This window comes from Actinomadura sp. KC345 (assembly GCF_004348515.1).
In the GTDB taxonomy this organism is placed as follows: Bacteria; Actinomycetota; Actinomycetes; order Streptosporangiales; family Streptosporangiaceae; genus Spirillospora.
Window position 1 is genome coordinate 24,738 of record NZ_SMKH01000040.1, and the last position, 13,220, is coordinate 37,957.

Annotated in this window: 11 protein-coding genes and 1 tRNA gene; 10 read left to right on the top strand and 2 right to left on the bottom strand. The window is 70.2% G+C overall.

Going from position 1 to position 13,220, the window contains the following annotated elements; genetic code table 11:
- Positions 1-181 precede the first annotated feature (181 nt).
- Positions 182-970 (top strand): trans-aconitate 2-methyltransferase, encoded by a 789-nt coding sequence (locus E1281_RS09725; RefSeq protein ID WP_131876946.1) that lies wholly within the window; start codon positions 182-184, stop codon positions 968-970.
- A gap of 218 nt (positions 971-1,188) precedes the next feature.
- On the opposite strand, the gene E1281_RS09730 is transcribed toward E1281_RS09725, so the two are convergent.
- Together E1281_RS09730 and E1281_RS09735 are read right to left on the bottom strand one after the other, a co-directional pair.
- Complete coding sequence (locus E1281_RS09730; protein ID WP_207943195.1) at positions 1,189-1,935, bottom strand: TetR/AcrR family transcriptional regulator; 747 nt, start codon at positions 1,933-1,935, stop codon at positions 1,189-1,191.
- A gap of 53 nt (positions 1,936-1,988) precedes the next feature.
- Positions 1,989-2,924, bottom strand: coding sequence for an acyl-CoA desaturase (locus tag E1281_RS09735; RefSeq protein ID WP_243716763.1), 936 nt, complete (start codon positions 2,922-2,924; stop codon positions 1,989-1,991).
- A gap of 535 nt (positions 2,925-3,459) precedes the next feature.
- On the opposite strand from E1281_RS09735, the gene E1281_RS09740 reads away from it, so the two are divergent.
- The 9 genes from E1281_RS09740 (at position 3,460) to E1281_RS09780 (ending at position 13,138) form a co-directional block, all read left to right on the top strand.
- A tRNA-Gln gene (locus tag E1281_RS09740) sits at positions 3,460-3,531 on the top strand.
- 166 nt (positions 3,532-3,697) lie between these two features.
- Positions 3,698-5,155: a bifunctional UDP-N-acetylglucosamine diphosphorylase/glucosamine-1-phosphate N-acetyltransferase GlmU gene (gene glmU / locus E1281_RS09745; protein ID WP_279433599.1), complete on the top strand. Its 1,458-nt coding sequence runs from the start codon at positions 3,698-3,700 to the stop codon at positions 5,153-5,155.
- Positions 5,156-5,318: 163 nt separating this feature from the next.
- Complete coding sequence (locus E1281_RS09750; RefSeq protein ID WP_131876949.1) at positions 5,319-6,299, top strand: ribose-phosphate diphosphokinase; 981 nt, start codon at positions 5,319-5,321, stop codon at positions 6,297-6,299.
- Between the two features lie 247 nt (positions 6,300-6,546).
- Complete coding sequence (locus E1281_RS09755; RefSeq protein WP_131876950.1) at positions 6,547-7,173, top strand: 50S ribosomal protein L25/general stress protein Ctc; 627 nt, start codon at positions 6,547-6,549, stop codon at positions 7,171-7,173.
- 153 nt (positions 7,174-7,326) lie between these two features.
- On the top strand, positions 7,327-7,902 hold the full coding sequence (gene pth, locus E1281_RS09760) for an aminoacyl-tRNA hydrolase (RefSeq protein WP_131876951.1): 576 nt from the start codon (positions 7,327-7,329) through the stop codon (positions 7,900-7,902).
- A gap of 246 nt (positions 7,903-8,148) precedes the next feature.
- On the top strand, positions 8,149-9,624 hold the full coding sequence (locus E1281_RS09765; RefSeq protein WP_131876952.1) for a sugar transferase: 1,476 nt from the start codon (positions 8,149-8,151) through the stop codon (positions 9,622-9,624).
- Positions 9,625-9,743: 119 nt separating this feature from the next.
- Positions 9,744-10,772 carry a 3'(2'),5'-bisphosphate nucleotidase CysQ gene (locus E1281_RS09770; RefSeq protein ID WP_131876953.1) on the top strand — a complete coding sequence of 343 codons (1,029 nt, stop codon included), beginning with the start codon at positions 9,744-9,746 and terminating at the stop codon, positions 10,770-10,772.
- A 120-nt stretch (positions 10,773-10,892) separates the two neighbouring features.
- Complete coding sequence (gene cysD, locus E1281_RS09775; RefSeq protein ID WP_131876954.1) at positions 10,893-11,810, top strand: sulfate adenylyltransferase subunit CysD; 918 nt, start codon at positions 10,893-10,895, stop codon at positions 11,808-11,810.
- Positions 11,811-11,875: 65 nt separating this feature from the next.
- The gene (locus E1281_RS09780; protein ID WP_131876962.1) at positions 11,876-13,138 is read left to right on the top strand and encodes a GTP-binding protein; all 1,263 of its coding nucleotides are present in this window, start codon (positions 11,876-11,878) and stop codon (positions 13,136-13,138) included.
- The last annotated feature ends 82 nt before the right edge of the window (positions 13,139-13,220 follow it).

Consider the following 13,220-nt stretch of genomic DNA (forward strand, 5'->3'; position numbering starts at 1 on the left):
TTCTCCCCGAACGCCTCCAGGGCCTCTCGTCACACCAGCGCTCCCGGCTTTCGCTGAGTTCCATGACACAGACCTTAAAGACGCCCCGCCCGCGACGGCATCCGTCAACCGACCTAGGGCCGTTACCTAGGGCCGGGAGGATTCTTGACATCAAGATACGGGTGGGGCATGCTCTCTCTTGATGTCGAGACAAGCAGCCGCCGGGTGGGATCCCGCCCAGTACGGGATCTTCGGCGACGAGCGCGCCAGGCCGTTCGCCGACCTCGTCGCGCGCCTCGGCGACCCCGCCCCCGCGCGCGTCGCCGACCTCGGATGCGGAACCGGCGAACTCACCGCCACCCTCGCCGCCCGCTGGCCCGGCGCGGTCGTCGAGGCCCTCGACAGCTCGCCCGAGATGATCGCCCAGGCCCGCGGGCGGGAGATCCCCGGACGGCTCGCCTTCCGGGTCGCGGACGTCACCGCGTGGCGTCCCGAGCGCTCCGTCGACCTCATCATCAGCAGCGCCGTCCTGCAGTGGATCCCCGGGCACACCGAACTCCTGACCCGGTGGGCCGACGCCCTGGCGCCGGGTGGGCGGCTCGCCTTCCAGGTGCCCGGCAACCACGACGCGCCCAGCCACGTCATCCTCCGGGAACTGGGCCGCTCGGACAGGTGGCGCCGCAAGCTCGGAGCCCTCCAGCGCGACGCCCCCGTCCTCGGGCCGGCCGGCTACCTCGACCTCCTCACCCGCCACGGGTGCGCCGTCGACGCCTGGGAGACCACCTACACGCAGGTCCTCCACGGCGACGACCCCGTCCTCGAATGGGTCAAGGGCACGGCCCTGCGCCCCGTCCTGTCCGCCCTCGACCCCGCCGAGACGGACGAGTTCCTCAGCGCCTACCGGGCGGAGCTCCGGCAGGCCTACCCCGCCGCCCCCTACGGCACCGTGTACCCGTTCCGGAGGATCTTCGTGATCGCCACAACCCCATAGACGGCCACACCCCAGAGACGGGACGTCGCCCGCCAGGCCGAGGGAAGCTACTCGTTCCCCTGCGGTGTGCAAGCTCGGCCGGCGGGCGGTGTCCGGCGAATCCCGGCCTCGCAACCCGAAGCCGGCGACCCCTGGCCGGTGGCCGCCCGGACGAACTCCGGGCGGTCACCGGTTGTCATTCAGGGCCCGCCATCCGCGTGTCGTCCGGGCACGCGGGTTCAGGCCGACGGGTCGGCGAGCCCGTCCAGATCGCGCCGTCCCCGCCGCTGCGCCTTCTCCGCCCGCGCCGCGGCCTTCTCCTCGGCCCTCTCCGCCTTGGCGGCCGCCTTCTCCGCCCGCTTCTCCCGGCGCTCCAGCTCCTTGCGGCGGCGCCGCGGGTCCAGCGACGGCCGGGGCTCCAGACCCGACAGGCCGTTCCACGCGAGATTCACGACGTGGGCGGCAACGTCCTCCCGGCGCGGCTTGCGGACGTCCAGCCACCACTGGCCCGTCATCGCCACCATGCCGACCAGCATCTGCGCGTACATGGGCGCGAACCTGTCGTCGTACTCGCGCCGGTCGAACTCCTGGGCGAGCACGTACTCGACCTCGCCGGCGATCTCACTCAGCAGGCTGGCGTAACTGCCGGTGCCGGTGCCGCCGTGGGAGTCCCGCACGAGGATCCGGAACCCGTCCGGGTTCTCCTCGATGTACTGCAGCAGCGCCAGCGCGGCCTTCTCCAGCTTCCCGCGGTAGTGGATCGCCGAGTTCAGCGACTCGGTCACGAGCCTCAGCAGGCTCTCGAACTCCCGGTCGACGACGACCGCGTACAGCCCTTCCTTGCCACCGAAGTGCTCGTACACCACGGGCTTCGACACCCCGGCCGCGGAGGCGATCTCCTCGACCGACGTGCCGTCGAGGCCGCGGGCGGCGAACAGCGACCGGCCGATGTCGAGGAGCTGCTCGCGCCGTTCTTTACCGGTCATCCGCTTTCTGCGGGGCCTGGGAGCGGGTTCTGTCACGAAATCAATTGTGGTGGTCAAACCGTCTGCTTGGTACGTTTCGCCGCCAGCCGGTCATCGTTCGGCCACCGCACGTCGTACGCCAGCCCCAGCTTCTCGAACGTCCAGATGATGCGGGCGCTGATGTCGATCTGCCCCTTCAGGACGCCGTGACGTGCGCACGTCGGGTCCGAGTGGTGCAGGTTGTGCCACGACTCGCCGAGCGACGGGATCGCCAGCCACCACACGTTCCTGGACTTGTCGCGGACCTCGAATTCCTCCTTGCCGAACGTGTGACAGATCGAGTTGATCGACCACGTGACGTGGTGGACGAGCGTGATCCGCACGAACCCCGCCCAGAACAGCGCCGTCAGGAAGCCGGCCCATGACATCGTCACCAGACCGCCGATGGCGGCCGGCAGCAGGAACGACACCGCCACCACGCCCGGGAACGCCAGATGGATGCGCCTGATGTCCCGGTCGTTGAGCAGATCCTTCGCGTACCGCTGCTTGGACGTCCGGGCGCCGTCGAACAGCCAGCCGTAGTGCGCCCACGCCAGGCCCTTCAGCAGCGCCTTCCAGTCATCACCGAACCGCCACGGCGAGTGCGGGTCCATCTCCTTGTCGGAGTACTTGTGGTGCCGCCGGTGATCGGCGACCCACGTGATGATGGGTCCCTCCATGGCCAGGCCTCCCGCCAGCGCCATGAAGATCTTCAGTCCCCGCTTCGCCTTGAACGAGCCGTGGGTGAAGTACCGGTGGTACCCGACCGTGATCCCCCCGGCGGACAGGACGTAGAACACCGCCATGAGCGCGATGTCCGTCCAGCCGAGGAACGTCCCCCAGGCCAGCGGTACCGCCGCGAACAGGGCCAGGAACGGCACACCGGTGAACACGGCGACGAGCACGCGCTCGGCGTTGCCCCGGGGCTCGGTCTCGAACTCTGGACGTCTTTGCGGGCGAGGGGGATCCATGGCTGGAGCCGTCATGCGTCACCACTTCCTGCGACTAGGGGCAGCCTTACTTACGCCAACGTAACCTACGCGACCGTAGGTTCGACAATAACGAACGGTAAATTCAAGACGAAACTGCCTCATGGGCCACAAAACTCTCTTGAAGAACAGATGGCTCTCAGGCCGCCGCGGCAGGACGAGATGGGCCCTCACCCGGACGAACGCTCCACGCCCGCCAAAGGTTCGCCCGCCGATCCGGCGGCGCCGTCGCAGCCGTCCCCTACGTGGGCTCCGTGGAGACGGATGCACCACCCGCACCCCGGCCTCGTCCCGGCCGCGGGCCGGACGGCACCCAAGACGGTTGCCCGCACCAGACGTTCTAAACCGATCCCGACAAACCAACACATTCGCGGCGCTCGGTGTCGTGCTCGGTGGTGGGTCCGCTGAGGCCTGCCTGGTCGGCCGCTCCCGCTCGGGAATGGGGTGGGCTTCCCCGTCCGGGAGTAGGTATCGTTGGCCCGGTCGGGTCGGGGCTGTGTCCGATCCGTTCTTTTGATCCGGCGTGGTGTAATTGGCAGCACCTGGGTTTTTGGTACCCATAGTTCAGGTTCAAGTCCTGGCGCCGGAGCTGTCGGAGAGGTCCGAGGTGAGATCGCCGAGGTGGGCGGCGGGGTGACAGGGTCGGGATGGGCGGTATCCTGCCCGTGTCGGGTGCGCTGTGACCTGTCATGCCTGTTGGCGCAGGTGGGCGTACCTGTGAACCGATCCCGTCCGCGATGCCGAGGAGCCTCCTTGTGAGCGCTGCGAGCCGCCCGGCCGCCGTCATCGTTCTCGCCGCGGGCGAGGGCACCCGGATGAAGTCCCGTACCTCGAAGGTGCTGCACGAGCTGTGCGGGCGCAGCATGCTCGGCCATGTGCTGGCCGCGGCCCGCGAGCTGGAGCCCGAGCGGCTCGTGGTCGTCGTCGGGCACCGGCGCGAGCAGGTCGTCGAGCATCTCGCCCAGGCGGCGCCGGACGCCGAGTCCGCCGTGCAGGAGAAGCAGAGCGGCACGGGCCACGCCGTGCGCATGGCGCTGGAGCAGACCGGCGCGCTGGACGGGACCGTGGTCGTCACGAACGGCGACCACCCTCTGCTGCGCGGGGAGACGCTGCGGGCGCTCGTCCGGGCGCACGAGGACGAGGGGAACGCGGCGACCGTCCTGACGACGGAGATGCCGGACGCGACCGGCTACGGGCGGATGGTCCGGGCCGCGGACGGGAGCGTCGCGGCGATCGTGGAGCACAAGGACGCGACCGAAGAGCAGCGGGCCATCAACGAGATCAACGTCGGCATGTACGCCTTCGACGGCGCGCTGCTGGCGGACGCGCTCAAGCGCGTGACCACCGACAACGCCAAGGGTGAGGAGTACCTCACCGACGTGGTCGCGATCCTGCGCGGGGACGGCCACCGGGCCGGCGCGCATCTGGCGGCCGACTGGGTGGAGACCCAGGGCGTGAACGACAAGGTCCAGCTCGCGCAGGCCAGGAGGCAGCTGAACGACCGGATCCTTGAGGCGCACATGCGCGCCGGGGTCACGATCATCGACCCGGCGACCACGTGGATCGACGTGGACGTGACCGCGGACCAGGACGCGGAGATCCACCCGGGTACGCAGCTGCACGGCCGCACCCATCTGGGCGAGGGCGCCCGGGTCGGGCCGGGGTGCACGCTGACGGACACGAGCGTCGGCGAGGGCGCGTCCGTGGTCAACGCGGTGTGCGTGGAGGCGGAGATCGGGCCCGAGGCTTCGGTCGGCCCCTACGCCTACCTGCGGCCGGGGACGCGGCTGGCTCGGAAGGCGCGCGTCGGGACCTACGTCGAGACGAAGAACGCCGACATCGGCGAGGGCACGAAGGTGCCGCACCTGACGTACGTGGGCGACGCGGAGATCGGCGAGGGCTCCAACATCGGCGCGAGTTCGGTGTTCGTGAACTACGACGGGGTCGAGAAGCACCGCAGCGTGATCGGCTCGCACGTGAAGGTCGGCAGCGACAACATGATCGTCGCGCCGGTGACGGTGGGCGACGGAGCCTACACCGCGGCCGGTTCGGTGATCGTCAAGGACGTCCCGCCGGGGGCGATGGCGGTCGCGCGGGCACCGCAGCGCAACGTCGAGGGCTGGGTCGAGCGCCGCCGGGAGGGGACGCCGGCGGCGGAGGCGGCGCGTCGGGCGCGGGAGGCCCAGGAGGCGCGTGCGGAGGACGCGCCGTAGCGCGCGTCCGATGAGGACTGCCCCGCCGCAGCGCGGGGAAGCGTAGGACGAGGGCGTCCTGCGCGGACAACCAGGCATCCGTGCGCCGGAGTCTTGTGGCGCGCGGTGAGTGGGGACAACAACCCACGTGAAGCGCAGTTCCATTGAGGGGGAGTTGTCAGAGGTGAGTGGGATCAAAGCGAGCGGTCAGAAGAAGCTGATGCTCTTCACCGGCCGAGCCCACCCGGACCTGGCCAAGGAAGTAGCCGACAACCTCCACGTCGAGCTCACGCCGACGTCCGCGTACGACTTCGCGAACGGTGAGACGTTCGTGCGGTTCCTGGAGTCGGTGCGCGGGTCCGATGCCTTCGTGATCCAGAGCCACACCGCTCCCATCAATCAGTGGATCATGGAGCAGCTGATCATGGTGGACGCGCTGAAGCGCGCGTCGGCCAAGCGGATCACCGTGGTGGCGCCGTTCTTCGGGTACGCCCGCCAGGACAAGAAGCACCGGGGCCGCGAGCCGATCTCGGCGCGGCTGATGGCGGATCTGTTCAAGACCGCGGGGGCGGACCGGCTGATCACGGTCGACCTGCACACGGCGCAGATCATGGGCTTCTTCGACGGGCCGGTCGACCACCTGTTCGCGCTGGATCTGCTGGCGCAGCACTTCGAGACCCGGCTGGACACCTCGCAGGTGACGGTGGTGGCCCCGGACGCGGGCCGGGTGCGGGTGACCGAGCGCTGGTCGGACCGGCTCGGCGGCGTGCCGATGGCGATCATCCACAAGAAGCGCGACCCGGACGTCGCGAACGAGGTGAAGGTGTTCGACGTCGTCGGCGCCGTGGAGGGTCGCACCTGCGTGATCGTCGACGACATGATCGACACCGGCGGGACGATCATCAAGGCGGCGGAGGCGCTGTTCGAGAACGGCGCGAGCAAGGTCGTGGTCGCGGCGACGCACGGCGTGCTGTCGGGCCCGGCGGTGGACCGGTTGAAGAACTCGCGGATCTCCGAGGTGGTGCTGACGAACACGCTGCCGATCCCGGAGGAGAAGCAGTTCGACAAGCTGACCGTCCTGTCGATCGCGCCCCTGGTCGCGCGCGCGATGAACGAGGTCTTCAGCGACGGCTCGGTGACCAGCCTCTTCGGCGGCCACAGCTGAGCCGGCGGTCCGCGCGCCGGCGGGCGGCCGGCGCCCGGATGGATCGTGCGTTGCGGGGATCCGCTAGGATTGGTTGACCCGCGTATGCCTGGGTCGTCAGTGCGGTGCCGGTCGTGGCGCCGCACTCCCCGGGAACGTAAAGAATCTTTGTGGCGCACGCCGTGTCCGGTGTGCGGGGGTCGCAACTGTCCGTAGCGGACGTCCGGTGCCGGACGGCCGTGGATCGCAACAATGAGGAGTTTTCGCCGTGTCCGAGGTACGCATTGCCGCCGAGCCGCGCACCGAGTTCGGTAAGGGTGCCGCGCGGCGCACCCGCCGCGCCGGCAAGGTGCCCGCCGTCCTCTACGGTCACGGCACCGACCCGAAGCACATCTCGCTGCCGGGTCACGACCTGATGCTGGCGCTGAAGACGCCGAACGTGCTGCTGACGATCGAGGGCCTCGGCAACGGCACGGAGCTGGCGCTGCCGAAGGACGTCCAGCGTGACCCGATCAAGGGTTTCCTGGAGCATGTCGACCTGCTGCTGGTGAAGCGCGGCGAGAAGGTCGTCGTGGAACTGCCGGTGGCGCTGGTCGGCGATGTGGTGCCGGGCGGCCAGCTCGCGCAGACGGCGGTGGAGATCTCCGTGGAGGCCGAGGCCACCCACATCCCCGAGTCTGTGGAGGTGGACATCAGCGGCCTGGAGATCGACAGCCAGCTGCTGGCCAAGGACCTGAAGCTTCCGGCGGGGGCGACGCTGGCGGCGGAAGAGGACGTGCTGATCCTGCAGATCCTCGACGCGGCCATGTCGGCGGCGCCGGAGCCCGAGGCGGCGGCCGCCGAGGAGGCACCGGAGAGCGCCGAGGGCGAGGGCGAGGCCGCCGGTACCGAGTGACCGCCGGTACGGGGTGAACGAGGCGTCGGTGTGCGCCGGTTAGCCGGCCGCGGTGTTTCCTTCACGGCCCCCGCAGGTGTGCGAGCGCGCACCGGCGGGGGCCGTGCTCGTTGTGAGGGCTTGATGTCGTTCTCGGAGGCGTGAGGAGTTCGGGTGAGCGCGGATCTCTGGCTGGTGGCCGGGCTGGGCAATCCGGGGCCGTCGTACGCGAAGAACCGGCACAACGCCGGGTTCATGGTGCTGGGCGTGCTGGCGGAACGCGCCGGCGGGAGGTTCAGGTCGCACCGGGCGCGGGCGGACGTGCTGGAGGGGCGGCTGGCGGGCGCGCGTGCGGTGCTGGCGAAGCCGCGCTCGTTCATGAACGTGTCCGGTGGGCCGGTGAAGGCGCTGTGCGACTTCTACAAGGTGCCGGTGGAACGGCTGATCGTCGTCCATGACGAGCTGGACATCCCGTTCGGTGCGGTGCGGCTGAAGCGGGGCGGCGGTGACAACGGCCACAACGGGCTGCGTTCGGTGACGAAGGCGCTGGGGACGCGTGACTACCTGCGGGTCCGTTTCGGCGTCGGGAGACCCCCGGGGCGGATGGACGCGGCGGCGTTCGTGCTGAAGGACTTCTCGGCGGCCGAGCGCAAGGACCTGGACCTGGAGGTGGACCGGGCGGCCGACGCGGCGGAGGCGCTGATCGCCGACGGCCTGGACGCGGCGCAGAACGTCTTCCACGCGGGCTGACCGGATCCGGACGCCCGGACATGACCGGGCGACGGCGTGCACCAGCGGGGCGATCGCCCGCGTCCGGCGGCGCTCGCGGGCTCCGCCGCACCGATCGGCGGATTCGGCCGGTGACCACGGCAAGGCGATCGTAGGATGCGTCACGAACGAGGTCCGCGATGTATGTGAACCTCAGGCGACGTTCAACCGTCTTCGGTGTGAATCGCGCAGAAGTTGCGCGCGTTACACGGGATTGGTGAGTGGTCTATGGCAGTCGTTGACAAGGTTCAGGCCGAGTCATCGATCCGCCATGAGCCCAAGCGCTCGTCGTCGGCGAACTGGAGCGGATCCTACCGCCGGCTCGCGCGCTTCCTGGACTTCATCAGCATGCTGATGGCCGGCGTCATCGCGTTCGTGCTCCGGTTCCCGGGCGTGCCGACCGAGCTGAACGCGCCGTACGTGGCGCTGACGGTGGTGCTTCCCGTGGTGTGGCTGCCGACGCTGATGCTGTGCCGGGCCTACCAGCCGCGCTACGTCGGCGTCGGGTACGAGGAGTTCCACCGGGTCCTGCGGGCCGGGTTCATCCTCACCGCGACGGTCGCGATCGTGGCGTACGCGACGAAGACCGAGGTCGCGCGGGGGTACGTGGTGATGGCGCTGCCGCTCGGCACGTTCCTGAACCTCGTGGCCCGCTACCGGCTGCGCAAGTGGCTGCACAAGAAGCGCTGGAACGGCGAGTGGATGCGGCGCGTGGTCGCGGTGGGGCACCGGACGTCGGTCGAGGACCTGATCAAGGTGCTGCGGCAGAAGCGCTACCACGGGATGGACATCGCGGCGGTGTGCCTGCCGCCGGTGCTGGCGTCCGGCGACGACGCGGTCGCCGAGGTGGAGGGCGTGCCGGTGCTCGGCGACTTCTCCCAGGCCGCGGCGGTGGTGGACCGGATCGGCGCGGACTCCGTCGCGGTGCTGGCGTGCCCGGAGATGGACGGGGTGGCGCTGCGCCGGCTGGCGTGGCAGATCGAGCGCGACGACGTGGAGCTGGTGGTCGCGCCGGCGCTGATGGACGTGACCGGCCCGCGGATCTCGATCCGCCCGGTGTCGGGGCTGCCGCTGCTGCATGTGGAGCATCCCGAGCTGGACGGCGGCCGGAAGGTGTTCAAGGGCCTGTTCGACCGCACGGCCGCGCTGGGCGGGGTGGTGCTGCTGAGCCCGCTGATGCTGGTGGTCGCCGTTCTGATCAAGATGACGAGCCCGGGGCCGGTGATGTTCCGGCAGGACCGGGTGGGGCGCGGCGGCCGGGAGTTCACCGTCATGAAGTTCCGCACGATGGTGCAGGACGCCGAGGCCCGCAAGGTCGAGCTGATGGAGCGCAACGAGAACGACGGCGTGCTCTTCAAGATTCGGGAGGACCCGAGGATCACGCGGGTCGGCCGCTGGCTGCGCCGGTACTCGCTGGACGAGCTGCCGCAGCTGTTCAACGTGCTGCGCGGTGAGATGTCGCTGGTGGGGCCGCGGCCGCCGCTGCCGGAGGAGGTCGCCGAGTACGGCGGTGACGTGTACCGGCGGCTGGTGGTGAAGCCGGGGCTGACGGGCCTGTGGCAGGTGAGCGGCCGTTCCGACCTGTCGTGGGAGGAGTCGGTGCGGCTCGACCTGCGGTACGTGGACAACTGGACCCTGGCGCTGGACCTGCAGATCATGTGGAAGACCTGGTCGGCGGTCCTCCGCGGGTCCGGCGCGTACTGAGCTTGCCGCAGGAACCGGCCGCTGACCTGTGGTTCGACCCTGGTGCGCGGCGGCGCCGCCGGTGCATGAGAAAGTGGATCGAGCGGACGGACCATCCCAGTCAGGAATGTGATCGAGGAATGACGGACAGTATCGCCCGTGAGGGGGCGGCCTCCCCTGCCTCCCGCGAGACCGGGCGGGCGGACGACCACCTGCTGGCGGCGGAGCTCGCCGGCACGGCGGGCCGTCTGCTGCTGGGCGTGCGGGACGAGGTCGGGTTCGCCGACGGGCGTGCCCTGAAGGACACGGGCGACCTCCGGGCGCACGAGTACCTCATGGAGGCGCTGGCCGAGCGCTGCCCCGGCGACGCCGTCCTGTCCGAGGAGGGCCGTTCCTCGGCCGCGGGCAAGCGGTCGCGCGGCGATGACCGTGCCCCCACCCGCAACACCGCCGACGCCGAGCGGCTCACGGCCGATCGGGTGTGGATCGTCGACCCGCTGGACGGCACCCGCGAGTTCTCCGAGGAGGGCCGCCGCGACTGGGCCGTGCACGTGGCGCTGTGGCGGCGCGACCCGTCCGGCGGGGGCCGGCTCGTGGCCGGGGCGGTGGCGCTCCCGGCGCAGGGCCTGACGCTCCGGACGGACGCGACCGGAGGCGCGTCGCTCGTCCGCGTCGGCCCGGGGGAGCCCGACCCCGTGACGGGCGGTTCGGAGGCGGGGCGCACGACGCCGCGTGAGGTGCCGCTGCACGTCCCCGCGCCCGACGCCGGCAAGCTCCGCATCGCGGTCAGCCGCACGCGGCCGCCGGAGTTCGTGCGACGGCTGGCCGAGCGTGTCGAAAAGGCGGTTCCGGGGGGTGTGGGGGGTCGTCCCCCCTCGGAGGGCATGGATGTGGAACTGGTGCCGATCGGTTCTGCGGGGGCGAAGATCTCCGCGGTGCTGCTCGGCGAGGTCGACGCGTACGTCCACGCGGGCGGCCAGTACGAGTGGGATTCGGCCGCGCCGGCGGCGGTGGCGCTGGGCGCCGGGGCGCACGCGTCCCGGATCGACGGGTCCGTTTTGGAGTACAACCGGGAGGACCCTCTACTCCCGGATATCCTGGTGTGCCATCCCGTGTCGGCGTCGACGCTGCTGACCGGCATCCGGGAAGTGAGCGGCGACCTGCCCTGACCCGCCCGGTGTCCCGGCGGGACTTTACCGGGGCGGGCCGGCGTTCGATCCGGTGGAAGGCGCGCCCGTCGCGTGCCACCGGTTGCATCTGCCAGAAAGCGTGAAAAGAGCTCCAGAACCATGCAGCGTTCCGATTATCTGCTGTCCCAGCTAGACGTCCTCGAGGCGGAGTCGATCCACATCTTCCGGGAGGTGGCGGCCGAGTTCGAGAAGCCCGTGCTGCTGTTCTCGGGCGGCAAGGACAGCATCGTGATGCTGCGGCTGGCCGAGAAGGCGTTCTGGCCGGCGCCGATCCCGTTCCCGGTGATGCACGTCGACACCGGGCACAACTTCCCCGAGGTGATCGAGTTCCGTGACCGCCGGGTCGCCGAGACCGGCATCCGGCTGGTGGTCGCGTCGGTGCAGGCCTCGATCGACAGCGGCCGGGTGGCGGAGCAGAAGGGCCGCCGCGCGTCCCGCAACCGGCTGCAGACGACGACGCTGCTGGACGCGATCGAGGAGCACCAGTTCGACGCCGCGTTCGGCGGTGCGCGCCGCGACGAGGAGAAGGCGCGGGCGAAGGAGCGGGTGGTGTCGTTCCGCGACGAGTTCGGGCAGTGGGATCCGAAGAACCAGCGCCCGGAGCTGTGGAACCTGTTCAACACCAGGATCGTGCAGGGCGAGCACGTGCGGGTCTTTCCGCTCTCCAACTGGACGGAACTGGACATCTGGGACTATGTGCGGCGCGAGGAGCTGGAGCTCCCGTCGATCTACTTCGCGCACGCCCGCCGGGTGTTCGAGCGGGACGGGCTGCTGCTGGACGCGCAGACCGGGTTCGCCAACCGCGGCGACGACGAGCCGGAGTTCGAGGCGACCGTCCGGTACCGGACGGTCGGTGACGCGTCCTGCACGGGCGCGGTGAAGTCGAACGCGACGAGCCTCGACCAGGTGGTCGAGGAGATCGCGGCGACGCGGATCACCGAGCGCGGGCAGACCCGCGCCGACGACCGCACCAGTGAGGCCGCGATGGAGGACCGCAAGAAGGAGGGCTACTTCTGATGGCCGGCAACGAGCCCTCGGGCAGGACGGAGCCCTCGGGCAAGACGGAGCCCTCGGGCAAGACGATGGACCTCCTGCGGTTCGCGACCGCCGGAAGCGTCGACGACGGCAAGTCCACGCTGATCGGCCGGCTGCTGTTCGACTCGAAGTCGATCTTCGAGGACCAGCTGGAGTCGGTGGAGAAGACCAGCGTCGACCGGGGCGAGGAGTACACGAACCTGGCGCTGCTGACCGACGGGCTGCGCGCCGAGCGGGAGCAGGGCATCACGATCGACGTCGCCTACCGCTACTTCGCGACGCCGCGCCGCAAGTTCATCATCGCCGACACACCCGGGCACATCCAGTACACCCGCAACATGGTGACGGGCGCCTCCACCGCCGACCTGGCGATCATCCTCGTGGACGCCCGCAAGGGCATCCTGGAGCAGTCGCGGCGGCACGCGTTCCTGACGACGCTGCTCCAGGTCCCGCACCTGGTCGTGGCGGTCAACAAGATGGACCTGGTCGACTACGACCGGGGCACCTACGAGCGGATCGTGGACGAGTTCACGGCGTTCGCCTCCAAGCTGGACGTGACGGACATGACGTTCGTCCCCATCTCGGCTCTTCACGGCGACAACGTGGTGCAGCGCAGCGTGAACATGCCGTGGTACGAGGGGTCGTCGCTGCTGCACCACCTGGAGCACGTCCACATCGCGTCCGACCGGAACCTGATCGACGTGCGGTTCCCGGTGCAGTACGTGATCCGGCCGCACGCGTCCACGGACCCGGACCTGCACGACTACCGCGGCTACGCCGGGCAGGTCGCGGGCGGCGTCCTCAAGCCCGGCGACGAGGTGGTGCACCTGCCGTCCGGGCTGACCACGACGATCAGCCACATCGACGGGCCGGGCGGTCCGGTCGACGAGGCGTTCGCGCCGATGTCGGTGACGCTGCGCCTGGCCGACGACATCGACATCTCCCGCGGGGACATGATCGCGCGTCCGAACAACCGTCCCGAGGTCGCGCAGGACATCGACGCGATGGTCTGCTGGATGACCCCGGACCGCGCGCTCAGCCCGCGCTCCAAGCTGGTGATCAAGCACACCACCCGCACCGCGAAGGCGCTGGTGAAGGATCTCCACTACCGCCTGGACGTCAACACCCTGCACCGCGACGAGGAGGCCACGTCGCTCGGCCTGAACGAGATCGGCCGCATCTCGCTCCGCGTGACGCAGCCGCTGTTCGCCGACGACTACGCCCGCAACCGGCTCACCGGCGGTTTCATCCTCGTCGACGAGGCGACCAACAACACCGTGGCCGCCGGCATGATCACCGGTACCGGCTGACCGGTCGCCGCGGGGCCCGCCGGGCCCCGCGGCCCGCTCGCCCCGGCTCCGCCACCTCCCCCGAACCCATCTCTGTCTCTTA